This is a genomic window from Micromonospora sp. DT231 (assembly GCF_049847025.1).
Lineage (GTDB): Bacteria > Actinomycetota > Actinomycetes > Mycobacteriales > Micromonosporaceae > Micromonospora.
In genome coordinates this window covers 347601-371650 of record NZ_JBNCNO010000003.1, presented here as the reverse complement: position 1 = coordinate 371650, position 24050 = coordinate 347601, and the positions used below count along the sequence as shown (strand labels likewise).

Sequence of the window (24050 nt, the reverse complement as noted above, 5' to 3'; positions counted from 1 at the left end):
GTTTCGACTATCGCGGCTGGACGCCTGTGGTCAGCGACTTCGTCACGGGCGTCGGACGCGGCTCGGGCGCCGGCAGCTCGGCGAGGCCGGCCATCTCGGCGGCGGTCAGCCGACGGTCGACCGGGTAGAGCTGCCGCTCGTGGGCCTGGATGGTCTCCACCGGCCACCGCAGCCGGATCACCCGGGCCGGGTTGCCGGCGGTCACCGCGTACGGCGGCACCGACCGCGTGACCACCGCGCCGGCGCCGATCACGGCGCCCCGGCCGATGGTCACCCCGTGCAGGATCACCGCCCGGGTGCCCACCCACACGTCGTCGCCGATGGTCACGCCCCGGTCGTGGCTGTCGTCGCCGGCCTCCTTCTCGACCGCGATCATCGGTACGCCGACCTGCTCGATGCGGTGGTTGCCACCCCGGATCGTCACCTCGGGGCCGAACATCACGTTGTCACCGATGCGGATCCGACTCCGGGCCGCCACCAGGATCGGCCGGTATCCGAGGTCCACGTTGTCGCCGACCTCGATCGACTCGCAGGTGTACACACCGTCCGGGTCGAACGTGAAGTTGTCTCCACGGGCCGCGAACCGGCCGGCGAGCGCAAGACCCCGGATCGCCCGACGGGCCCGCGCCCCCGTGCACAGGAGACGGTCGAGTGCCCCGATCACCGGGCCGAGCAGCGTTCCAGGTTGGTCGCGGCGGACGCGCATCAGACCCCCACCCGCTCGGGCACCACACGCATGTCGCCCCCGCATCTCCGCCGTTTGTCCAGGTCGGTACCGGGGCCGATGGTAGCCTCATCAACCTCCACAATAGGTGCGTAACGCTCGAAAGCTGCGTAGGCGCAGAGAGTCCGAGATGACCAGAATCCTGATCCTGACCGACTACCGCGGCACGTTCTACTCCACCGCCCGCACCCAGCACGGGCTGTGCACGATGGACGTCGACCGGATCACCGCGTACCTCGCCGGCGCCGGCCTCGCGCCGGAGGTCATCCGCCTCGCGGACCTGGACCTGAGCGACGATCTGCGCGGTGTCCCGGTGCTCTACACCTCCTCGGAGGATCGCGGGCTGTCCTACAAGAGTTGGATCGAGGACCTGGTGCTGGCGTTGGAGACCCGCGGCGCCCAGGTCCTTCCGGGCTACCGCTACCTGCGCGCGCACCACAACAAGGTGATGATGGAGGCGCTGCGCACCCACCTCTTCCCCGCGGACGCCCGGCGCCTGGACACCCGCTCCTTCGGCACCTACGAGGAACTCGCCGAGGCGACCCTGGACGGGCCATGGCCGAAGGTGCTCAAGTCCGCCTACGGCGCCGGCTCCCAGTTCGTGGCCCGCGCCGCCAACCGAACGGAACTGCTGCGCGCCGCCCGCACCCTCAGCCGCACCCACGACCACGCGGAGTCCGTTCGCGAGCACGGCAGACGGCTGCTTCGCCGCGCCCACCACCCGCGCTCGCTGCACCGACAGAAGTTCCTGGTGCAGGCGCTGATTCCGGGACTGACCGGCGACTTCAAGGTGCTGAAGATGGGCGCGCGCTACTACACCCTCTACCGCCGTAACCGGCCCGGCGACTTCCGGGCCAGCGGCAGCGGCGACTTCGACTTCCAGGACATGGCGGGCGTCGACCGCGACGCGCTGCTGGACTACGCCGAGCAGGTCTGCGACGTCCTCGGCACCCCGCTCGCGTCGCTGGACATCGGCCACAGCGGCGACCGCTTCCACCTGATCGAGTTCCAGTGCCTGCACTTCGGCACCGTCACCGCGGAGAGATCGACCGGCTACCACGTCCGGGCGGGCGAGACGTGGCAGCACGTCGACGAGGAGTGCGACATCGAGGCGGTGTTCTGCGCGGCCATCGTCGGCCACCTTCGACGCCCCGGGCCCGCACTGCCGGCGCAGCCGACCCGATCGGCCACCTCGCGGCCGTCGACCCACTGACGTCGAGCGCGCCCACTCGGCGACCTGAGCGGCGGCACAACCCCCCGCCGAAGGGGCCACCCCTCCCCTCGCCCGACCGGCCAGTCTTCCCCTCGCCCGACCGGCCGTTGCGACGCTCGCGGCTCGCGTCGCCGACCACGGGGTCGCAGAAGGCAGCCGAGCTGGCCGTGTCCGACTGCGGGTTTTGGGGTTGATCGGGGGAATGCGGGTTGAGTGTCACCAATCAGGGTCGTCATCCGATTTCTGCCCCGATGGGCCACTCACCCGGCGTTGTCCCCGACGCCGTTGGAGGTCAGATCGTGCCGATGCCTGGTGGTCCCTCGACCGGCGGTGCCCGATGAGCGACACGGTGTACCTGTCGCCACCCGACATCGGGCCACTCGAGGAGTCGTACCTGATCGCCGCCCTGCGCTCGGGCTGGGTCGCGCCTGTCGGCCCGGACCTGGAGGCGTTCGAGCGGGACGTCGCCGCCCGGGTCGGCACCGAGGGCGCCGTGGCCGTCAACTCGGGGACGGCGGCTCTGCACCTCGCCCTGCTCGGTGTCGGCGTCGGCCCCGGCGACGTGGTCATCGTGCCCACGCTCACCTTCGTCGCCACCGCGAACGCGGCCCGCTACATCGGGGCGCGGCCGGTCTTCGTCGACTGTGATCCCCGCACCGGCAACGTGGACGTCGCCCTCGTCGACGAGGCGCTGCGACGGCTGCGCGCGCGCGGCGAGCGGGTCGGCGCGGTCGTTCCCGTCGACATGTTCGGCAGCTGCGCCGACTACCGAGCACTGATCCCGGTCTGTGCCGACGCCGACGTCCCGGTGGTGGAGGACGCCGCGGAGGCCCTCGGCGCCCGCCACGGCGGACAGGCCGCCGGCTCCTTCGGGCGAGTCGGCGTGCTCTCCTTCAACGGCAACAAGATCATGACCACCTCCGGCGGCGGGATGCTGGTGTCCGACGACGCCGCGCTCCTCACCCGGGCCCGCCACCTCGCGACCCAGGCCCGCGAACCCGCGCGGCACTACGAGCACCGCGAGACGGGATACAACTACCGGCTCAGCAACCTGCTCGCGGCGCTGGGCCGGGCCCAGTTGCTGCGGCTGGACGCGATGATCGCCCGCCGCCGACACCTGCGCGACCACTACGCCAAGCTCTTCGCCCCGGTGCCGGGCGTCCGGCTGCTCGGCGCGGAGGACGGCGAGTCCAACTGTTGGCTCACCGTCCTCACCGTCGAGCCGGAGCGGTGCGGCTGGCGGGCGGACGACCTGGCGGACCACCTGGCCGAGCGCGACATCGAGACCCGGCCGGTGTGGAAGCCCATGCACCTGCAGCCCATGCACGACGGCGCGGAGAGCCTGCTCACCGGCGCGGCGGAGCGCCTGTTCACCGACGGGCTCACGCTGCCCAGCGGAAGCGCCCTCACCGAGCCGCAGATCGCCCGGGTGTCCGGCGCGATCGAGGAGTTCCTGAGCCGCCGGACGGGAGCCGGCCCGGTGTGACGAGCGGGTGGCGCGGGAGGTGATCGTGCGCCAATCCCCCAGAAACCACCTAAAAGCACGAGACTGCCTGTAACAAGGACAAAGGGCGTTAAGTCCCTTCTGCCGTACGCGGCGGAAGCGGTCGCAGACGGGTCAGGGAGCCAGCACATGTCGCAGGAGACCGAGCACACGGAGCACGCGGACCGCTCGACACGGCGGGCCCGGGCCCGCCGCCGCACCGCGGGCTTCCTCGCCACCGACACCACCGCCTGGGTCAGCGGCTTCGCCGCGGCCGTCTGGGCCCGGTTCGAGTTCGACCTCCCGGCGGGCCAACTGGGCCGGGCCGCGGCGATCGGCCTGCTCGCCGCGGTCGTGCACGTGGGCGTGGCGGCGGTCCGCCGGCTCTACTCCGGACGACACCCGCTGGGCAGCCTGCAGGAGGTCCAGGGCGTCGCCGGCACCGCCATCTCGACGGCGGCCATCGTGCTGCTCGGCCTGCTGTCCTCCGGTGAACGGCCGGTACCGGCGAGCACCCCGCTGGTCGGCGGCGCCCTCGCCCTGTTGCTGATGCTCGGCGCCCGGTTCGCGTACCGGCACCGCCGGGACCTCTCCATGCGCCCCGACGTGCGGTCGTCGACACCCGTGCTGCTGTTCGGGATGGGCGACGCCGGGCAGGAGCTGCTGCGGGCGATGGTCGGCGACCCGCGCGGCCGGTACCTGCCGGTGGGCGCCCTCGACGACGATCCCGACAAACGCGACCTGCGCATCCGGCGGGTACGGGTGCTCGGCGGGCGGGACGACGTCGACGCCGCGGTCCGCCGCACCGGCGCGAAGGCGGTCATCTTCTCGGTGGCCAACGCCGACGCGGCGCTGATCCGCCAGATCCGCGAGGCCACGCTCACCGCGGGAGCGGTGTTCAAGGTGCTGCCCCCCGTGCGGGACCTGGTCGACCACCGGATCACCGTCACCGACGTCCGGGACGTGCAGATCGGCGATCTGCTCGGCCGCCGCCAGGTGATCGGTGACCTCCCGCTGAACACGAACAGCCTGACCGGGCGGCGGGTCCTGGTCACCGGCGCCGGCGGATCGATCGGCTCGGAGCTCTGCCGGCAGGTGATGAAGGCCGACCCGGGTGAGCTGATGATGCTGGACCGCGACGAGTCGGCCCTGCACGGCCTGCAGATGTCGCTCGCCGGCCGAGCCCTGCTGGACAGCCCCGAGCTGATCCTCGCCGACCTGCGCGACGACGAGGGTCTCCGCCGGATCATCCGGGATCGCCGTCCGGAGATCATCCTGCACGCGGCGGCGCTCAAGCACCTGACCCTGTTGCAGCGGTACCCCGGCGAGGCGGTCAAGACGAACGTGTGGGGCACCCTGTCGGTGCTGGACGCCTGCCAGGACGTGGCCAAGTTCGTCAACATCTCCACCGACAAGGCGGCCGACCCGATCAGCGTGCTGGGGTACTCCAAGCGGATCACCGAGCGACTGACCGCGCACGCCGCGTCCCGGTTCCCGGGGACCTTCCTCAGCGTCCGGTTCGGCAACGTGCTCAGCAGTCGCGGTTCGGTGGTGACGGCCTTCCAGCGACAGATCGAGGACGCCAAGCCGCTGACCGTCACCCACCCGGACGTCACCCGCTACCTGATGACCGTCCAGGAGGCGGTCCACCTGGTGCTCCAGGCCGCCGAGATCGGCCGGGACGGGGAGGCGCTGGTGCTGGACATGGGTGAGCCGGTCCGCATCGCCGACCTGGCCCGGCAGATGGCCGAGCAGGCGTCCAGCCAGGTACCGATCGTCTACACCGGCCTGCGTCCCGGCGAGAAGCTGCACGAGGATCTGTTCGGCGCCGGCGAGGTCGACACCCGGCCGTTCCACCCGCTGGTGTCCCACGTGGCCGTGCCGGGTCTCGACCCGATGGAGGTGAGCGGGCTCGACCCGTACGACGACGCGGCGAAGATCGCCGAGCACCTGGCGCTGCTCTGCGCCCAACCGATCGACCCGACGGTGGGCGGCCCGGTGGGCGTACCCCTGCAGTCCCGGTGACCGGCGGGCGCGGACGGTGGCCGGGAGCCGCACCCAAATCCCCGCACCGGCAGTTATGACCGTGAGGAACCCCAACGCGAGGCCGCGTCGCGGCAGCCGCCTCCCTCCGGCGTTCGCCGCAGACCGACAGGACCGAGAGATGCGGACCCGGGACGGCAGGTCTCAGCGGTACCAGCCGCTGCACGCCGCATCGCCCAGGCCGCGGCACGCGGTGCAGACCGTCGCGCCACCCGCGCCGGCGCCCCCCGCTCCCCCGGGCCCGAAACGCGGTCGTCGACTGCTGTCCTGGATCGCCACCGCCGCGCTGAGCCGGGTGGTAAGCGCTCTCGTGCCACTCGTCCTCCTCCCCGTGACCCTGTCCTACCTGGGCACCGACCTGTACGGGCTGTGGGCCGCGGTGCTGGCCGTCACCGGGATGGTGGCCTTCGCGGACCTGGGCGTCGGTCTCGGGCTCATGACGAGGCTCGCGCCGTGTCGGGTCGACGGCGACTCGGACGCGGCCCGGCGGTACGTCTCCAGCGCCTACGCGGCGGTCTGCGGGGTGGCGCTGCCGACGTGTGGCCTGCTCTGGCTGTTCGGTGGGTTCATCCCGTGGCCGCTGCTCTTCAACGCGACCGGGGCGGCGGCGCGTGACGCCCACCTCGTCGCCCTGGTGTGCCTGACCGCGTTCCTGCTCAACATCCCGCTGTCGCTCATCGCCCGCGTCCAGTACGCGTATCAGCAGGTGGCGGCCAGCAATGTCTGGCAGGCGACGGCGAGCGCGCTCTCCCTCCCACTCGCGCTCGGCGCGGTGTACGCGAAGCTGCCCCCGATCGCGGTGATCGCCAGCATCGCGATCGGCCCGTTGCTCGTCAACATCGTCAACACGGTGTGGACGTTCGGCTGGCGCCTGCCGCAGCTGAGGCCCCGGCCGAGATACGTCGACGGCCGGGGGGTCCGGGAGCTGTTCGGCCTGGGCGGCCTCTTCTTCCTGGTCACGCTGATCATGGTCCTGGCGGACAACGCCGACCCACTGCTCATCGCACACGTGCTGGGTCTCGCCAGCGTCACCGCGTACGCGGTGCCGGCCCGACTGTTCAACCAGCTCGGCGCGCTCGTGACACTTGTCAACCAACCCTTGTGGCCGATGCACGGTGAGGCCCTGGCGCGTGGCGACCTCGACTGGATCCGCCGAACCGTGCGCCGGATGACGATCGTGTCGACGCTCATCGCCGTCGGGCCGTCGACGATCCTGGTGCTGTTCGGCGAGCAACTCCTGGCCGCCTGGCTGCCGATCTCGATCGGAAACCGGTCACTCCTGCTGGGCCTCGCCTGCTGGTGGATCGTGCTGGCCGCGATCTCGCCCCGGTTCATGGTGCAGAACGCGGCCGGCGTCGTCCGCCCCCAGTTGTGCGGCTATCTGCTGTACCTACCACTGTCGATCGTCGGAAAACTGCTCGGAGTGCACTGGTGGGGAGTGGCCGCGGCGCCCTACGTCGCCGTTGTCGTCTACACCGTGACTGTTGTCCCGGCGGCCATCGTCGGCTACCGGCGGGCGCTGAGAATACGGACCACATGAGAGAGGTGGACGCACCGATGGTGTTGGACGAGGAATTCCCGCGGGTGCTGGTGGTGAGCCACACGCCCTTCAGCCGGGTCAGCGGCACCGCCATGACCCTGTCGAACCTCTTCTCCGGCTGGCCCAAGGACCGCCTCGCCCAGGTGCACACCGGAAACATTCCGCCGACCACCGAGGTGTGCGAGAACTTCTTCCACTTCCCGCCGCGAGACCACTACCTGCCGATCCAGTACTACGCCATGCGGATGTCGGGCTGGAACGGTCGCACGCCCCTGCAACAGAGCCGGCCGATCGCCGCCGTACACGCCGCGGCGGAGAGCCGTCCCACCATGGCCAAGATCTACGCACAACTGCGCGCGACGGCCGATCTCAGCCCGATCCGCGTCCCCCCGACGCTGATCGAGTGGATGCGCGGTTTCCGGCCGGACGTCGTCTACTCGATGCTCGGCAGCGTGCGGCTGACGAGGATCACCGCGCTCGCCGCGCGTACCTGTGGCGTCCCGGTCGTGCCGCACTTCACCGACGACTGGCCGGCGACCCTGTACGACAACGGTGAGCTGTTCGGGCGGGCCGACCGCTCCGTCCAGGAGACGATCGCGAGGCTCATCCGCCTGGCCCCGCTGGGCATGGTCATCAGTCAGCCGATGGCCCAGGAGTACGCCCGGCGATACGGCGTCCCGTTCAGCCCGTTCGCCAACTGCGTCGACGAGACCTTCTTCGCCCCGCCCCGCGGCGAGGCGGAGCAGCGGGAGACGACCGAGCTGGTCTACGTCGGCGCCCTGCACCTCAACCGCTGGGAGTCGCTGCGCGACATCGGCGCCGCGCTGGACGGCCTGGCCGCGGCCGGTCTGCCCGTCCGGCTGACCATCCACGCACCGGAGCCGGACCTCACCCGGTACGCGGGCCACTTCGCCCCCCTGGCGCGGGTGCGGCTCGGGCCGTCGCTGAACAGCGACGAGGTGCCCGCCGCGCTGCACGGCGCGGACGTCCTCGTCCACATCGAGTCCTTCGACGAGGAGATCCGCCGCTACACCCGCTACTCGGTCTCGACGAAGATCCCCCAGTACCTCGCCTCGGGCCGTCCGATCCTCGGCTACGGGCCGGCCGAGGTGGCGTCGATGCACCACATCCAGGAGGCCGACGCGGGCGTGATCGTCGGCACCGACGACACCGCGGCGCTGGTCCGGGGCCTGACCGACCTCTGCCGGGACGCGGCCCTGCGGGAGCGGCTCGCCCGCAACGGGACCGCCTTCGCACGGCGGGAGCACGCCAAGGAGAACGTGGCCGCGCGGTTCGCCGCCACGCTGGGCTCGGCGGCGCGCACCGGATCCTCCACGGCCGGGGCCGCCGGCCGCCAACTGACCTAGGAGCGAGTCGAGGTGCTGCGATGAGACGTACCGGATGGGTCGCCTGTGTGGGTCCGTTCCTGTTCCCGTGGGGTGAGGCGGGGTCCCGACGGGTCTACGGCCTGGTGGCGTCGTTGGCCGCCGCCGGCTACGACGTGGTGGTCGCCAGCGGTGGTCCGGAGCCGCCCAGCAGCACGGCGCTGCCGGGCGTCGACGGACCGGGCTCGGTCTCCCACCTCGGTCTCGCGGAGCGGCCGTCGCCGGAGGCGGGGCCGCTGGGCAGTTCGGTGCAGACGCTGGTGCGTTGGGGTCAGCGGACGGCCCGGTGGCTCGACGCCCAGCCCACCAAGCCGTCCCACGTGCTGGTGCACGGTGGTCAGGCCCAGTACATGTTCCACCTCCAGCGTTGGTGTCGCCGGCACCGGGTGCCGCTGATCGTCGACGTCGTCGACTGGTTCAACGGCCGCCACGTCCGCGGCGGCTACCTCGGCCCCCTGCACGTCAGCATGAAGTTGGCCCTGCGCCACTACTACCCGCGGTGCGACGGCATCATCGTGATCAGCTCCTACCTGGAAGACCACTACCGTGGCAGCGGTCGACCCATCCTGCGGGTGCCGCCCACTCTCGACGTCAAGAGCCTGACGCCGGAGGCCCGGCAGACCGCGGGCGACTCACCTCCGCTCACGCTCGCCTACGCGGGCAATCCGCACGGGAACAAGAAGGATCTCCTGGGCACCGTCATCGAGGCGGTGGGCAACGTCCAGCGCGACGGCGCGAGTGTCGAGCTACGCGTCTACGGCCCGACGCGGGACGAGGTGGGCCGCCTCTTCGGCGGTCGGCCGCTGCCGGACGGTGTGCGGTGCCTGGGTCGGCTACCGCAGGCCGAGGTGTCGACCGCCCTCCAGGGCGCGGATTTCACAGTCCTCGTCCGCAGACCGGAGCGGGCGGCGGACGCGGGCTTCTCGACGAAGTTCTGCGAGAGTCTCGCCAGCGGCACGCCGGTGATCGCCAACCTCACCAGCGACCTGGGCAGATACCTGCGCCCCCACCGTGAGGGCCTGGTCTGCCGGGACCACTCGGTCGCCGAGGTCACCGCGGCGTTCCGCGCTGCGGCGGGGCTCAGCCCCGCGCAGCGCAGCGACATGCGCCAGGCCGCGCGCAGCCAGGCGCTCGAATCGTTCGACTACCGGGCGTACGCGGAGCCGCTCGGCAGGTTCTTCCGGCAGTGGGGCTGACGTTCGCCGAAGAGCGACTGCATGACGTGCAGGGCCAGGAGCGTGGCCATCCCGACGATGGACTCCGGTGCCATCCCGAGCTGGTTGTTCGCCGGCACGTAGATGATGAGAATGCACAGCTGCGCGAAGATCAACGACGGGACCACCCGACGGGACGACGCCGCCGCGCGCCACGAGCCGGCGAAGAGCCACCCGACCAACCCCATGAACAGCGCCGCGCCGGGGAAGGTGAGGTCCGAGGCGAGCCAGGGATAGATGGTGGCCCAGTACATGCGCGCCGGCCATCCCGTCTCGTTCTCCGTTCGGTCGGGGAAGCTGGGATGTTCGCTGAGGTCCACGTCGAGGGTCTGCTCGGCGAAGATCGCTGCGGACGGCGCGCTGCCGAGACCACGGGACCACTCGAAGGGCACCTGGAGGTTGTAGGACAACCCGAGGTAGCCGTGCGTCGGATAGCCGATCATCGCGGCGATGCCCTCGGCCATCGTTTTACCCAGGACACGTTCCACCGAGGGGTTCACGTGGACCACGTCGCCTGTGGTGCCGAACTCGGCCGCCCGCGTCGCGTGATTGTGGATCATGTAGGTGGCCAGGAGCACGAACGCCCCGACGACGAGCAGGAGCGCCCGACGCCGGCGCGAGTAGGTCCGCGGCCGGTGCCGGACCGACGCCCACGCGATCAACATCCCGGCCGCGAGCATGATGACGACGTCGCCGAGCCCCTTCATCGTGCCGATGAACAGGTAGAACGCGATGTGCGTCGACGTCGCGGCCACGCCGGCGAGGCGCAGCCAGCCGGGCAGAGCGCGCCAGTGCACCACGAGCAACGGTACGAGGGCCACGCTGAGGACGCCGAGGGGAAACAGCGCGGTCATCCACGGGCTCGTGCTGCCGACCCCCTGCTGATAGACGTCGAACTTGTTCACGTAGCCGGTGGCGGGGGCCTGGATGTTCGCCCACACGCTGCTGGGGCCGGTGGCGCCGAACTGGGTCAGCCGCGTCAGGCTCACGACGACGTAGTAGACCGCACTGGCCAGGACCAGTTGACGCACCAGCCGGACGCGGCCGACGGAGTGTGTCGCTGCGGCTACCGTGGGCGGACGTCGGGCCATCTGCGCCACGTACCCCCCGGCGAACAGCGCCGTCGCCACGAGCACGAAGGCGGAGAGCTGGTAGGGGTTCCTGACGTCGTGGGCAAGTCTCGTCGTCCAGAACACGCCGAACGTGCCGAGCATCCACGCCAGCGCCAGCGCCAACGGCAGCCAGGTGACCGTGTGCCCGGCAGGTGCCGGGCGGGCCATCGGCGGGCGTACGCGCTGCTCGGGTCGCGGTGCGGCGGCCGGGAGCTGCCAGCCGCCGACCGGCGAGCGGTGTCGGCCGTCACTGACTCTGTCGACGGCGGTCACCGAGGACCACTCCCGGCGCAACGGCCGACCCTGGGTGGCCGCGAGTCGACCCGGACGGGATTCCGAGATGGCACTCGCCGGCCCTCCACACTGTTGAGCACCCGCCGACCCGCGGTACGAAGGGCGCGGCACGGCACGCTCCGTCGGCGCGGACGGCGCTCCGCCACGCTGCGGGCCAATCGGTTGGCTGTCAGTAGTCACTGAACGAGCCAACGACCGGGTAGTCACCGGGTGATGGGCGCGCCCCAGTCCAGGGCTGTCGGCCGGGCCGGGGGTGCGGTGGCGCGAGCCCGGACCGGACCGGGCGGGCCGGTCGCGCGTCGTCCCGGGTCGTCCGCCTTCTGCCGGCCGGAGGCGTGGACCGGCAGCATCGACAGCAGGGCGAGGGCCAGCCACGACCCCCGCTCGAACTCCCACACCCCGGTCAGCCAGAGCGGAAAGCCGCCCACCAGGAAGAGCCCGGCGACCCGGAGCCCGACCGGGCACCGCGCCGCCCGCCGGGCGAGCACCGCCCCGAACAGGACGGCCACGCCCACCAAGCCCACAAGCCCCAGGTCCACGGCGACGGCGAGCACGGCGTTGTGCGCTCGGATGCCCAACGGGTTCCACAGCTCGAAGGTTCCCGCGCCGCCGCCCACCCAGAGGGAGTCCCACCAGTACGAGGACGCGTACCGCCACAGCTCGATACGGCTCAGCACGTCGCCGGTCGCCGCCGAGCCGATGACGTCGTCGGTCCACACCAACACGCTCTGCCCCAGACCGAGCGGCACCGTCACCAGCAGCGTCGGCACCACGGCGACCGCGGCCACCCAGGTCACCCGGGGGTTGAGTTCGCTGAGCAGCGCGTACGCCACCACGAGCAGCAGGGCGACCAGGGCGCCCTTGGTCCGGTTCAGGAAGATCCCGGACGCCAGCACCGGCAACGCGGTGGTCAGAGCAATGGTGACGAGCCGCCGTTGACCGCGGATCTTCAACAGGCCCAACACCAGGACGAACGCGGTGACGCTGGAGTAGGCCGTGAAGTTGATGTTGGTGCCCTCGATGCCGAAGCGCACCGCCATGTCCATCGCGCCGGTCGATCCGCCGACCCCGCGCGCCTCGATGATCAGGCGCCACGCGGCGATGGCACACCCCACGATGTACGAACCCCCGACCGCGAGCAGGTGCCACGGCGTGGTGGCGACGTGGCGGACCGCGACGAACAGAAGAGCGGCCGAGGTGTACGCGAAGGCCACGCTCCGCGTCTGCGCGACGTCGCTGGACCAGAGGACGGTGAGCTGCGCCCACGCCGCGACCGCGACCGCCAGCACATCGGGCAGCCGAGGGCGCGGAAGGCGGCAACGGAGCAGGATCGCCCCGGCGGAGGCCTGCAGGACCGCCAGCCAGGCGTTCGCCGTGGACGCCTGGAAAGCCGCGACACACAGCAGCGCGACGGCGAGAGTCGTCATCATCGTCCGCCAGCCGCCCGGTCCGGCGCCGGCCACGGCACCAACCCCGCGACCGGCCGCGCCTCGGAAGCCGGGTCCGGCACCGACACCGGCCGGGGGCGGCATCGGCGAGCGGAATCCGAGCGGCACCCGGGTTTGCGCTGTCACGACCACTCCTCCTCGTCCCCGCGGTGGCACCCGCCGTGTCGCGAGTGGCCATGTCGTCACCGGTGATGTCGCCACCGGCCGTGTCGTCACCGGTGATGTCGCCACCGGCCATGTCGTCACCGGTGATGTCAGCACCGGCCGTGTCGTCACTGAAGCGGCACCGGCGGCGTTGGACAGACGTCAGACCGACGACCCGCCCCGACCGGCGCGCGCCCACGCGGCTCGCGCACCACCGAGCGCGTCCTAAATGCCCGATTCGATGCGCTTGCAGCTTCCTACACCCACGGTCCTGGTCGGGACGAAACGACGGAATCGCCATTTCCCAGGGGGAAGTCGAAGGTGAAACCCGATCTCCGCGCGATCGCCGTGGACATGCGCGCGCTGGGCCTGTCGGCGCCGCTGCGCGCGGCGTACGAGGCGTCCAAGCGCAGCGGATTCCACGCCGTCCTGTTCCGCGGGCAGGCGCACCGGCACCACGCGTCCGCGCCGGTGCCGCTGACACGCGTGCTGCCGATCGGCGACGGAGCGCGGCAGCGGTGCCTGGACGACGCCGACCGCGTGCTGAACGACGGGCTCCGGGTCTTCGGCGCCCGGGTCGCGACGGGCGTGTCGGCACCGTGGGGCACCGACCCGCTGACCGGGCGGCAGTGGCCTGCCGACGACCCGTGGTGGCGCATCGACATCCGCTCCGAGGCTCGGCTGTCGGACGTGAAGCACACCTGGGAGGCGGCACGCCACCGCGACCTGGTCGTCCTGGCCCGCGCGGCCCGCCTCGACCCGACCGGCCCGTGGCAGGGCGGCCTCGACGAGCTGCTGCGGGCCTGGTGTACGCAGTCCCCGCCGGAACGGGGCGTCAACTGGTACTCCAGCCTCGAACTCGCCCTGCGCGCCATCGCCTGGAACCAGATCCTCGCGCTCGTCGGCGACCGACTACCCGGCGACGTAGCGACCGCCATGGAGCGGCTGCTGCTGGCCAGCGCCCGGCACCTGATGGTCGAGCTGCCCTACACGTTGAGCAGCATGCGCAACAACCACCTGCTCGGCGACGCGCTCGGGCTGCTGCTGCTCGCCCGGATGTTCCCCACGGCCCGGCGGGCCCGCTGGTGGGCGCGTACCGGCGAGAGGATGTTCGCGGCTCAGCACCGCCGACACTTCGGCGCCGACGGCCGGATGATCGAGGATTCGGTGTCGTACCACAGGTTCGTCCTCGAAATGCTCATCGTGCGGGTGCTGCTCGGCGGCGCGCCGCCGCGCGTCCGCCGTGACCTGCACGCCGCGAGCCTGCACCTGGCCCGGCTCGGGGTGTTCGACGGGGACGTCCCGCAGTACGGCGACTGGGACGAGGGACGGGTGCTCGCGTCCTCCGGTGACCCGCTCGACGTGGCCGGCTCCGCCGCGCTCGGGCTCGCGCTGTGCGGCGAACGGCTGCCCGCGCGGTGGTACGCCGACTTCGACGAGTTGGCGTGGTACGCGCCCCCGCCCGACCCGGGGGCCACCTCGGAGACGTTCGCCGCGACGATGCGCCCCCGGTCGGCGGCGACGACCTCCGGGGGCATCGCACGTGTCGACCGGGGGCCGTGGCGCGTGTGGTTCAAGGTGGACGGCGGCCCCTCGCACGGCCACGCCGACCTGACCTCGGTCTGGATCACGCACGACGACAGGTGGCTGATCGCCGACCCCGGCACGGGCACCTACAACGGCCCGCTGGAGGTCCGCAACGGGTTGCGCACCTCCGCCGCCCACCCGGTACGCCGTCCGGACGGACAGGACCAGCTCGTCCCGCACCGGGCGTTCCGCTGGCTCAACACCGGCCGTGGCCACCTGGGCGCACCACTCGTCCTGCCGGGTCGCACGATCGTCTTCGGTTGGCACGACGCGTACGCGCGCGGCGACCACCCGGTGCGCGTCGGCCGCGCGGTCGTGGTGGCGGAGCAGTACGTGGCGATCGTCGAGTTCGCCGACCCGCCGGCGACCGCCCGGTCCTGGTCGCTGACCGTGCCGCTGCACCCCGACGTCGTCGTGGACGCCGACACGCTCGTCGTCGGCGGGACCAAGCTCGGCCTCGTCGGGCTGGACGGACACCAGGCGGTCCGCGGACGGTCGGCGCCCTTCGCGGGCTGGCACAGCCGGACGTACGGGCGCTGGGAGCCGGCGACGTGGCTGACGGCCGAGAGCCGGGCCGACACCACGGTGTGGGGGCTCGGCGCGATCCCCGGGCCGCCACCCGAGCCGGACGCGTTCGACGGCTTCAGCTATCAGGTGACCTGGAGCGACGCGGGCGCCTCCCTCACCGTCACCCACCTCGGATCAGGGGACGTCCACCACGTGCGAGCACCGCGATGACCCCACGCAGAGTCCTCGTCCTCAACCACTTCGCCGTACCGCCGGGCCATCCGGGCGGCACCCGGCACGTCGAGTTGTTCAGCCGGCTGCCCGGCTGGACGCACGTGATCATCGCGGGCCGCCGCAACATGATCACCGGTCGACGGCAACGCGCGGAGCCGGGCTTCCACCTGGTCGCCGTCACGCCGTACCGGGGCAACGGCCTGGGCCGGGTGGTCAACTGGGCCAGCTACGCGGTGACGGCAACGGTGGCCAGCCTGCGGCAGCCCCGACCGGACGTGGTCTACGCCTCGTCGCCACACCTCCTGGCCGGCCTCTCCGGCTGTGTCGTGGCCACACTCCGGCGCACGCCGTTCGTCCTGGAGGTCCGGGACCTGTGGCCCCGCGTGCTCGTCGAGATGGGCACGCTGTCGGAGACGTCGGTGGCGTACCGGGCGTTGGAGCGCCTCGAACGATTCCTGTACCAGCGCGCCGACCGCGTGGTGATCATGGCGCCCGGCGTACGGGCCGCCATCGAGGGCAAGGGCGTGGCGCCCGAGAAGATCGCCTTCATTCCCAACGCGGCGGACCCCGAGGACTTCGTACCCAGCCGGCCCCGTGCCGAGTTGCGGCGGCGTTACCGGTTCACCCGCCGGACCGCCGTCTACGCCGGCGCACACGGCCCGGCCAACGGGCTCGACCTGCTGCTGGCCGCCGCCGAGGCGGTACCCGAGATCGACGTCGTGCTGGTGGGCGCGGGGGTGGAGAAGTCACGCCTGCAGGCCGGGGCCCTCGGCGTGCCCAACGTCCGCTTCCTCGACCCGGTGCCGAAGTCGGAGATCCCCGATCTCCTGCACGCCGCGGACGTCGGCGTGCACGTGCTCGCCGACGTCGAGCTGTTCCGGGCCGGGGTCAGCCCCAACAAGGTGTTCGACTACATGGCCGCCGGGCTGCCGATCGTCACCAACAGCCCGGGGACCGTCGGCGACCTCGTGCTGGGCGCGGACTCGGGGTACGTGACCCCGCCGGGTCACCTCGCCCACGGCCTCGCCCAGATCACCCAGGCGAGCCCGGACGAGCTGGCCAAGATGGGCGCGGCCGGCCGGAGTTGGATCCGGGCGAACCAGTCACGTACGGCGATGGCCCACGCCCTCGGGCGGCTGCTCGCCCCGCTCGTCGACGACGACACACCCCGCTGACCGGCGCTCCCGGCGTTCTCGGCCTTCTCGGCAGCGCCGGCGTCGGGCGCGGCGCGCGGACGCCGGCGCGGCGCGTCACGAGGCGGCGCGGCGCGTCACGAGGCGGCGCGGCGCGTCACGAGGCGGCGCGGCGCGTCACGAGGTGGCGCCGGCTCGCACGCTCTCCACGTCGGCCTGGGTGGGCAGCCGCGACGGGTGATCCTCCTGGATGCCCGCCAGGGCGGCGATCGCGGACAGGGCGGCCCTCGTCGTGCCGAAGGACGCGTCCAGCTCCCGGTCGTCGGGCGCGTTGCCGGCGATCACTGCTCGGGTGTGGGCGAGCAGCTCCTGGTGTCCCTTGCCACCGGGTACGCGCTTCACCTCCCGGCCGTCGATCTCCAGGCGTCGAAAGTCGTCGATCACCACGGTGTGCCCGCGACCGAGAACCTCCAGGCGCTCCTTCGGCGTACGCCGGTGCCCCCGGGTGGAGTAGGTGATCGTCGCCGTGGACCCGTCCGGGTATCCGAGCAGGACACTCACGTCCTCCTCCAGGCCCGGCTCGCCGCGACCGCTGCCGTACGCGTGCACGACCCGCGGCTGGTCGCCCACCAGCCACGACGCGAGGTCCATGAAGTGGCACACCTCGCCCCGGATCCGGCCACCCTGGCGTCGGTCGTGGTACCAGTGGGCGGCGGGCAGTTGCCCGGCGTTGACCCGGTAGGCGACGGTTATCGGCCCGGACCCGGCCGCCAGGGCCTGCTTGGCGTGCACGACCATGGGCGCGTGCCGACGGTTGAACCCGACGAACAGGTGACCGGAGTTGCGGTCGTAGGCGGCCCGAACCTCGTCGAGCTCGTCCTGGGTCAGCGCGAGCGGCTTCTCCACGAAGACGTGTTTGCCGGCGTCGAGCGCCTGCGCCACCAGGCGGGCGTGCGAGTCGTGGCGGCTGAGGATGAACACCACGTCGATGTCGTCGCGGACCAGGAGGTCCTCGACTGTCGGCGCCACCACGGCGATGCCGTTGCGCTCGGCCGCGTGCCGCGCGGACAGGCCCTTGGCCGACGTGATGGCGACGAGGTCGTCTCCCCAGCCCGCCGCCTTGAGCGCGGGCAGGAACGTCGCCTTGGCGTAGGTGCCGGCGCCGATCAGGCCACCCCGTGGCGACGTCGAGGTGCGGCGCGGCCGCATGGTGATCGTCTGTCGGGACGGCTGCGCGGGCGCCGAGTAGCTGAGCTGCACCGCGAGCGAGCGCGGGTCGGAGGCCAGCACCTCGTAGGCCGCCGTCGCGCGCTCCACCTCGTAGACATGCGTCACCAGGTCGTCGACCGCGACCCGGCCGCTGGCCACCAGGTCGAGGTAGGCCTCGACGTTGCGCCGCGCCGTCCAGCGCACGTGCCCGATCGGATAGTCGATGCCCCACTCCTCGTAGGACCGATCGTGGCGGCCGGGGCCGTAGCTGCGCGCGAACCGGAGATCCAGCTCCCGCTCGTAGAAGCGTCGACGGTCGAGGTCCAGGCCGACGTCGCCGACCACGACCAGTCGGGCACGGTCGCGGGCGATCTCGGTGCTGCGCGCGACCGGCTCCGACGAGGTCGTCGCCGCCGTGATCAGGACCGCGTCGACGCCTCGGCCACGGGTCAGCTCCATGATCTGCTCGGTGGTCGCCGCACCCGCCTCGACCAGGCCGACCGCACCGCACTCGCCGGCCAACTGCGCGGTCCAGTCGCGCAGGTCGATGCCGATGACGTGCAGCCCCGAGGCGAGCGCCAGTCGTACCGTCAGTTGCCCGACCAGGCCGAGACCGACGACCGCGACCGAACCCCCGAGGCCCACCTCGGCCTGCCGCAGGCCCTGCATGGCGATCGCCGCCACCGCGCCGAAGGCGGCCGCCTGGTCGGACACCGACTCCGGTACGGGTACCGCGAGCAGACCCGGCACCGCCTGGTACTCGGCGTGCCCCACCGACGCGGTGGCCACCCGCATCCCGGGTCGGATGCCGTCGGTGGCGGCGCCGGCGGTGACGACGACACCCGCGGCGCTGTAGCCGAGCGGCATGTCCTCGTCGAGCCGGCTGCGCACCGCGGCGATCGTGGAGCGGACTCCCCCGGTGCGTGCCCGGTTGACGACCTGGCGGACCAGATCCGGGCGGGCTCGTGCCTTGCGCAGCAGGCTCGCCGACGCCAGTTCGCGCACAGCCCGCTCGGTTCCCGCGGAGAGCAGGGATCTGCGCGTGGCGACGAGCACCTCGGTGGCGCCGGGCTCCGGTTGGGGAACGTCGACGACGCGCAATTCTCCGCCGGACACCGATTGGACGATCTGCTTCACGCGGGTCTGCCTGCCTTCGGGAAGTAGGAACATCGTTCGCGGGGGTCGCCGGTTCGGCAACACAGACCGCGACGCATCCGTCATTCGACATTCTATGACGATTAGATGCCCTAAACTGGATAACTTGTACTATTGGCGCGCCGCCGTTGATTCGTACCGAATTTTCGAGGAGATCCATGCCAGCCGACGCCGTTCTGCACGTCGCGGGTGCACGTCCCAACTTCCCCAAGGCAGCACCGGTGATCCGCGCGCTGGAGCGGCACGGCGTGGCGCAGCGCCTCGTCCACACCGGACAGCACTACGACGAACGGATGTCCGAGGTCTTCTTCCGGCAACTGGGCCTGCCCGAGCCGGACCTCAACCTGGGGGTCGGTTCGGGCAGCCACGCGCGCCAGACCGCGAGCGTCATGACCGGCCTGGAAGAGCTGATGATCGTCGACCGACCGGCCCTCACCGTCGTCTACGGCGACGTCAACTCCGCGCTCGCCGCCGCCCTCGTCGCGTCGAAGCTGGGCATTCCGGTCGCGCACGTGGAGGCGGGGCTGCGCAGCTTCGACCGGTCCATGCCCGAGGAGATCAACCGGGTCGTCGTCGACCACGTGTCCGACCTGCTGTTCGCCACCAGCCCCGACGCCGTGTCGCACCTCGCGACCGAGGGCGTCGCTGCGGAGAAGGTCCACCTGGTCGGCAACCCGATGATCGACACCCTGCTGGCCAATCTCGACCGCTTCGACGTCGCCGGCATCCAGGCGGCGCTCTCGCTCCCCGAGCGGTACGTGGTGGCCACGCTGCACCGACCGGGCAATGTCGACGATCCGACGGACGTCGTCGACCTGGTCAAGGCGATGCACGCGGTCGCCGACCAACTGCCCGTCATCCTGCCGCTGCACCCGCGCGGCCGGCAGCACCTGGAAAGCGCCGGCCTGCTCTCGCACCGCGCGCTGCGGGTCGTCCCCCCGCTGGGTTACCTCGAGTTCGTCAGCCTGGTCCGCGGCGCGGCGGTCGTCGTCACCGACTCCGGCGGGGTGCAGGAGGAGACCACGATGCTCGGCGTGCCCTGCCTGACACTGCGACCCAACACCGAACGCCCGATCACGATCACGCACGGCACCAACCGCCTCGTCACCCGATCCACGCTCGCCGAGACCGTGGCGAGCACGGTGGCCGCGCCGCGACCCGCCGCCTGGCCCACGCCTCCTCTGTGGGACGGCGCGGCGGGTACACGCATCGCGGACGTCATCTCGTCGACGCTCCGGTAGCCGGTCCCACTCGATCACTAGCGGCACCCGCACCGACACGGTCAGCCACCTCGCGCTCATCGAACTATTGACATCGATAGGGCCAGACCGAAGGCTCGCGCCTACAGGTCCTTGACCCAAGGAGGCGCGATGAGACCGAGACGACTGGCGATCGCCGGCGTGCTCACCCTGCTCGGCGCACTGGCACTGACCCCACCCGCCAGCGCGCGGCCGTCGTCCGATCCGGGCACCCGCGACGGCCTGGAGGTGTACGTCGGCACCGTCGACGCGAAACAGCGCGACACACTGCGCGCGGCGGGGGTCGACCTCGGCCACGACGCGAAGACCGACTCCACCGGACAGAGCACCGTCGAGACGGTGCTCAGCCGTCGGCAGGCCAAGCGACTCACCGACCAGGGCGTCCCCCTGTCGGTCAAGAAGGTGCGCGGCAAGGACGCCTCGCAGGCGCTGCGGGAGCAGGCCGCGGCCGGCTGGACGGCGTTCCGCCCCTACGGGGAGCCGGGCGGCCTCCGGGACGAGCTGAACGCCACCGCCGCCCGGTTCCCCCGACTGACGAAGGTGGAGACGCTCGGCCGCACCCAGCAGGGCCAGCCGATCCTCGCCCTCAAGGTCACCAAGAACGCGCGGACCGTCCCGGACGGGCGGCGGCCGGCGGTGCTCTACGCCGGTGCGCAGCACGCCCGCGAGTGGATCACGCCGGAGATGACCCGCCGGCTGATGCACCACGTGCTGGACAGCTACGGCACCGACCGGGAGATCACCCGCCTGTTGGACACCACCGAGTTGTGGTTCCTGCCGGTCGCCAACCCGGACGGCTACGACCACACCTTCACCCCCGGTAACCGCCTGTGGCGCAAGAACCTGCGGGACAACAACGGCGACGGGCAGATCACCGCGGGCGACGGCGTCGACCTCAACCGCAACTTCAGCTACAAGTGGGGGTACGACAACGAGGGCTCGTCACCGCAGCCCAACAGCGAGACCTACCGGGGCCCGAGCCCCAACTCGGAGCCGGAGACCACGGCCCTGGACCGGCTGTTCAAGCGGGTCGGGTTCGAGTTCTTCGTCAACTACCACTCGGCGGCCCAGTTGCTGCTCTACGGCGTCGGCTGGCAGGTGAGCACCCCCACCCCGGACGACGTGATCTACGAGGCGATGGCCGGTGACGACGCGCACCCGGCGGTGCCCGGCTACGACCCGGACATCTCCGCCGAGCTGTACACCACGAACGGTGACACCGACAGCCACGCCACCGTCAAGTACGGCACGTTGGGCTTCACGCCGGAGATGTCCACCTGCGAGGCCGCGTCGGCTGTCGACCCGGACGACGAGTGGCGCCCGGAGGACTGCGCGAGCGAATTCATCTTCCCCGACGACGAGGCCCTCATCGCCGGTGAGGTGCGCAAGAACCTGCCGTTCGCGCTGGCCGTGGCCCGATCCGCGGCGGACCCGGACGACCCGGTGTCGGTGGTCGGCCGCAGCACCCCGGACTTCGTGGTGGACGCGTTCGACACCTCGTACGGGCGCACCCAGCAGGTCGCCTCGATCACCCGTCGGGCGCTGAAGAACGTCCGGATGCACTACACGGTCAACGGCGGGCGACCGAAGACGGTCGCGGTCCGCGAGTGGCGCGGCGGCGAGCGGTACGGCGACACGCACGACGACTACTACGCCGAGCTGCGCGGCACGGTCACCGGCGCGAAGCCCGGTGACCGGGTGGAGGTCTGGTTCACCGGGAGCAAACCGCGTGCCGGGGTGGTCGCCAGTCAACACTTCACCTACCAGGTGCACAGCGACATCGGCGGCGACGTGCTGGTCCTCGCGATGGAGGACGTCACGGGCCTCAGCCCGACGCAGACCGGCACCACGGCGAAGTACGCCGACGAGGTCGCGGCGTCGCTACGCGCCGCCGGGCGCAGCAGCGACGTGTACGACTTCGACACGATGGGACGCACGGCGCCCCACCCGCTGGGCGTGCTGTCGCACTACAAGACCGTGGTCTGGGAGACCGGCGACGACGTCATCCTGCGGGCCCCCGGGCAGGTGCCCGGCACCACGGCCAAGGCGGCGCTCAACACCGAACTGGCCGTCCGGGACTACCTCAACGAGGGCGGCAAGCTCCTGATCAGCGGCCAGTACGCGCTCTACGCCCAGGGCGCCAACGGGTCGTACGTCTATCACCCGGACGCGCCGCCCGAGTGCACCGACGCCGAGTCCGACACCTGTCTGCCGTTGTTGAACGACTTCCAGCAGTACTGGCTGGGCGCGTACACCTACGTCAGCGACGGTGGCACCTCCCCGGAGGGGGGACCGTACCCGGTCGCCGGCACCGACGGCGTGTTCACCGGCTTCAGCGGGCAGTTCAACGCACCGGGGTCGGCGCAGAACCAGGAGCACGGCGCGTCGTTCCTGACCACGTCGGGCTTCCTGCCGCCGGACGAGTTCCCCCAGTTCGCCAGCTCCGCGCCGGTGGGCTGGACCCGGCCGGGCGCCGCGCCGTTCGACCCGCGTACCGGTGAGTGGTACCTGCACAGCGGGCAGAGCGACGAGTCGTACAAGCGGCTCACCCGCACGGTTGACCTGACCGGGGCGAGCAGTGGTGAGTTGCGCTTCTTCACCTCCTACGACACCGAGCAGGACTGGGACTTCCTCTTCGTCGAGGCCCACGAGGTGGGCACCGACAACTGGACGACCCTGCCGGACGCCAACGGCAAGACCAGCACGGCCACCGGGGAGAGTTGCCTCGGTAACTGGGACGATCTGCACCCGTTCCTCGCCCACTACCAGGGTGCGGACTGCTCGCCCACCGGGACCACCGGCAGCTGGAACGCGGCGTCCGGCGCCTCCGGCGGCTGGAAGGAGTGGGTGGCGGACCTGTCCGGTTACGCCGGTAAGCAGGTCGAGGTGTCGATCACGTACGCCTCGGACTGGGCTACCCAGGGTCTCGGCGTCTTCGTGGACGACGCCCGGGTGCTCGTCGACGGGTCGGCCGTGGCGGAGACCTCGTTCGAGTCGGCCGATCTGGGCGGCTGGACGGTGGCCGGGCCACCGGCCGGGTCCGGTGGCAACGCGACCGACTGGTCGCGCAGCCAGCGGGCGTTCGAGGAGGGCTCGGTGGTGGTCACCGGCGACACCGTCTATCTGGGCTTCGGGCTGGAGGGCCTGGCCCCGGCGGCCCGCGACGACCTGGTCGCCCGCTCGCTGAGGCACCTCACCGGTCGACCCCGACCCTGACGGCGGAGAGGTGCGCCGGCGGTCGGGCGACCGCCGGCGCACCTTCGCGGTACGCGGGGTGCGGCCACCGCGAATGTGGTGAGCTGTACGGGTGTCGGGGCTGGGACTTGTGCTGCACCCCACCCGGGATGTCACCGAGGTGGTCGGGATCATCGAACGGTGGGCGACGCGCCACCACAAGACGCTGATGGTGCGCGAGGAGGACCAGCACCGCGTACCGTCCTGCGTCGAACCGGTGCCGGCCGACGAGGTCGCCATCCGCGCCAACGCGCTGATCAGCATCGGCGGCGACGGCACCATGCTGGGCGCGCTGCGCTCCGCCATCCGCGACCCGAAGCCGGTGCTCGGCGTACACCTGGGTCATCTGGGTTTTCTCGTCGAGATCGAGCCGCCGGAGCTGCCCGACGCGCTGAGTCGGCTGCTGTCGAAGGACTTCACCGTCGAGTCGCACGCCTGCCTCGCATGCGACGTGTGCGGTGACGACGTCGTGGCGTTCAACGACATCGCGCTGGTCCGCCAGCCCGGCTCCGGCTTCGTCAGCGTCACCCTCGGCATCGACGGCCAGCAGTACGGCTACTACCGCAGCGACGCCGTGGTGGTCAGCACCCCGATCGGCTCGACGGCGTACAGCTACGCCGCCGGCGGCCCACTGATCTCCCCCGCCGCGGACTCGGTGGTGATCACGCCGTCGGCGCCGATGGCCGGCATCTCCCGGTCGGTGGTGCTCTCGCCGGACGAGAAGATCCGGTTGGAACTCCGGCCCGACTCGTCGCCGGTCGTGGTGGAGATGGACGGGCTGGTGTTCCGCGACGCGGCCACGGAAGGGACCGTGGACATCACGTACCGCCGCAACGCCGGCCTGGTGGTCCGCTTCGACCCGCTGCGCTACCAGGAACGCAACCAGTTGAAGATGACACTGCTCGACCTGCCGTTCCTGCCGGAGCAACTCCGCGAGCTACTCCCCGAAGAACTCCGCCGAAGAGCCCAACAACAAATCCCCCCACCCTGCTAACCCCACCCCACCCCACCCCAACCCCCACCCCCGTTGACCCACCCCGTTGATCATGGAGTTATAGCTGCGACACGCCGAGGTGCGGGGCTATAACTCCATGATCAACGCGGGCGAGCGGGCGAGCGGGCGGGCGGGGGC

General features: G+C 71.6%; 15 protein-coding genes. 11 read left to right on the top strand and 4 right to left on the bottom strand.

Annotated elements, in window-relative coordinates; all coding sequences use genetic code 11:
• Nucleotides 1-7: 7 nt before the first annotated feature.
• Nucleotides 8-706 (bottom strand): acyltransferase, encoded by a 699-nt coding sequence (locus ACPXBU_RS09855; RefSeq protein WP_425757814.1) that lies wholly within the window; start codon nucleotides 704-706, stop codon nucleotides 8-10.
• A 148-nt stretch (nucleotides 707-854) separates the two neighbouring features.
• Between ACPXBU_RS09855 and ACPXBU_RS09850 the strand changes: the two genes are divergently transcribed.
• From ACPXBU_RS09850 to ACPXBU_RS09825, 6 genes are all read left to right on the top strand, one after another.
• Nucleotides 855-1937: a hypothetical protein gene (locus tag ACPXBU_RS09850; RefSeq protein WP_425757813.1), complete on the top strand. Its 1083-nt coding sequence runs from the start codon at nucleotides 855-857 to the stop codon at nucleotides 1935-1937.
• A gap of 337 nt (nucleotides 1938-2274) precedes the next feature.
• Nucleotides 2275-3423: a DegT/DnrJ/EryC1/StrS family aminotransferase gene (locus ACPXBU_RS09845; protein WP_425757812.1), complete on the top strand. Its 1149-nt coding sequence runs from the start codon at nucleotides 2275-2277 to the stop codon at nucleotides 3421-3423.
• Between the two features lie 147 nt (nucleotides 3424-3570).
• Complete coding sequence (locus tag ACPXBU_RS09840) at nucleotides 3571-5445, top strand: polysaccharide biosynthesis protein (RefSeq protein ID WP_425757811.1); 1875 nt, start codon at nucleotides 3571-3573, stop codon at nucleotides 5443-5445.
• 139 nt (nucleotides 5446-5584) lie between these two features.
• Nucleotides 5585-7003, top strand: coding sequence for a lipopolysaccharide biosynthesis protein (locus ACPXBU_RS09835; RefSeq protein ID WP_425757810.1), 1419 nt, complete (start codon nucleotides 5585-5587; stop codon nucleotides 7001-7003).
• Complete coding sequence (locus tag ACPXBU_RS09830; RefSeq protein WP_425757809.1) at nucleotides 7000-8370, top strand: glycosyltransferase family protein; 1371 nt, start codon at nucleotides 7000-7002, stop codon at nucleotides 8368-8370. Before ACPXBU_RS09835 ends, ACPXBU_RS09830 begins: the two co-directional genes overlap by 4 nt.
• Before the next feature lie 20 nt (nucleotides 8371-8390).
• Nucleotides 8391-9584, top strand: a complete 1194-nt coding sequence (locus ACPXBU_RS09825) for a glycosyltransferase family protein (protein ID WP_425757808.1) — start codon at nucleotides 8391-8393, stop codon at nucleotides 9582-9584.
• On the opposite strand, the gene ACPXBU_RS09820 is transcribed toward ACPXBU_RS09825, so the two are convergent.
• Both ACPXBU_RS09820 and ACPXBU_RS09815 read right to left on the bottom strand, forming a co-directional pair.
• Nucleotides 9533-10987, bottom strand: a complete 1455-nt coding sequence (locus ACPXBU_RS09820; RefSeq protein ID WP_425757807.1) for a hypothetical protein — start codon at nucleotides 10985-10987, stop codon at nucleotides 9533-9535. The genes ACPXBU_RS09825 and ACPXBU_RS09820 overlap by 52 nt on opposite strands.
• 224 nt (nucleotides 10988-11211) lie before the next feature.
• Nucleotides 11212-12582: an O-antigen ligase family protein gene (locus ACPXBU_RS09815; RefSeq protein WP_425757806.1), complete on the bottom strand. Its 1371-nt coding sequence runs from the start codon at nucleotides 12580-12582 to the stop codon at nucleotides 11212-11214.
• A gap of 339 nt (nucleotides 12583-12921) precedes the next feature.
• On the opposite strand from ACPXBU_RS09815, the gene ACPXBU_RS09810 reads away from it, so the two are divergent.
• The gene (locus tag ACPXBU_RS09810; protein WP_425757805.1) at nucleotides 12922-14925 is read left to right on the top strand and encodes a heparinase II/III domain-containing protein; all 2004 of its coding nucleotides are present in this window, start codon (nucleotides 12922-12924) and stop codon (nucleotides 14923-14925) included.
• Nucleotides 14922-16103, top strand: a complete 1182-nt coding sequence (locus ACPXBU_RS09805) for a glycosyltransferase family 4 protein (protein WP_425757804.1) — start codon at nucleotides 14922-14924, stop codon at nucleotides 16101-16103. Before ACPXBU_RS09810 ends, ACPXBU_RS09805 begins: the two co-directional genes overlap by 4 nt.
• A 135-nt stretch (nucleotides 16104-16238) precedes the next feature.
• On the opposite strand, the gene ACPXBU_RS09800 is transcribed toward ACPXBU_RS09805, so the two are convergent.
• Complete coding sequence (locus ACPXBU_RS09800; RefSeq protein WP_425757803.1) at nucleotides 16239-18407, bottom strand: bi-domain-containing oxidoreductase; 2169 nt, start codon at nucleotides 18405-18407, stop codon at nucleotides 16239-16241.
• 176 nt (nucleotides 18408-18583) lie between these two features.
• Here ACPXBU_RS09800 and wecB point away from each other — a divergent pair, with 176 nt between their 5' ends.
• The 3 genes from wecB to ACPXBU_RS09785 all read left to right on the top strand — a co-directional run bounded on the left by wecB (nucleotide 18584) and on the right by ACPXBU_RS09785 (nucleotide 23912).
• On the top strand, nucleotides 18584-19666 hold the full coding sequence (gene wecB, locus ACPXBU_RS09795) for a non-hydrolyzing UDP-N-acetylglucosamine 2-epimerase (protein WP_425757802.1): 1083 nt from the start codon (nucleotides 18584-18586) through the stop codon (nucleotides 19664-19666).
• Nucleotides 19667-19795: 129 nt separating this feature from the next.
• Nucleotides 19796-22900 (top strand): M14 family zinc carboxypeptidase, encoded by a 3105-nt coding sequence (locus ACPXBU_RS09790; protein WP_425757801.1) that lies wholly within the window; start codon nucleotides 19796-19798, stop codon nucleotides 22898-22900.
• A gap of 100 nt (nucleotides 22901-23000) precedes the next feature.
• Nucleotides 23001-23912 carry an NAD(+)/NADH kinase gene (locus ACPXBU_RS09785; RefSeq protein ID WP_393367959.1) on the top strand — a complete coding sequence of 304 codons (912 nt, stop codon included), beginning with the start codon at nucleotides 23001-23003 and terminating at the stop codon, nucleotides 23910-23912.
• Nucleotides 23913-24050: the final 138 nt, after the last annotated feature.

What these genes read in the sequence shown, in the direction of transcription:
- ACPXBU_RS09830 (WP_425757809.1), top strand. Translation starts at nt 7,000, where the DNA reads ATGAGAGAGGTGGACGCACCGATGGTGTTGGACGAGGAATTCCCGCGG.
- ACPXBU_RS09805 (WP_425757804.1), top strand. Translation starts at nt 14,922, where the DNA reads ATGACCCCACGCAGAGTCCTCGTCCTCAACCACTTCGCCGTACCGCCG.
- wecB (WP_425757802.1), top strand. Translation starts at nt 18,584, where the DNA reads ATGCCAGCCGACGCCGTTCTGCACGTCGCGGGTGCACGTCCCAACTTC.
- ACPXBU_RS09825 (WP_425757808.1), top strand. Translation starts at nt 8,391, where the DNA reads ATGAGACGTACCGGATGGGTCGCCTGTGTGGGTCCGTTCCTGTTCCCG.
- ACPXBU_RS09855 (WP_425757814.1), bottom strand. Translation starts at nt 706, where the DNA reads ATGCGCGTCCGCCGCGACCAACCTGGAACGCTGCTCGGCCCGGTGATC.
- ACPXBU_RS09850 (WP_425757813.1), top strand. Translation starts at nt 855, where the DNA reads ATGACCAGAATCCTGATCCTGACCGACTACCGCGGCACGTTCTACTCC.
- ACPXBU_RS09845 (WP_425757812.1), top strand. Translation starts at nt 2,275, where the DNA reads ATGAGCGACACGGTGTACCTGTCGCCACCCGACATCGGGCCACTCGAG.
- ACPXBU_RS09790 (WP_425757801.1), top strand. Translation starts at nt 19,796, where the DNA reads ATGAGACCGAGACGACTGGCGATCGCCGGCGTGCTCACCCTGCTCGGC.
- ACPXBU_RS09840 (WP_425757811.1), top strand. Translation starts at nt 3,571, where the DNA reads ATGTCGCAGGAGACCGAGCACACGGAGCACGCGGACCGCTCGACACGG.
- ACPXBU_RS09835 (WP_425757810.1), top strand. Translation starts at nt 5,585, where the DNA reads ATGCGGACCCGGGACGGCAGGTCTCAGCGGTACCAGCCGCTGCACGCC.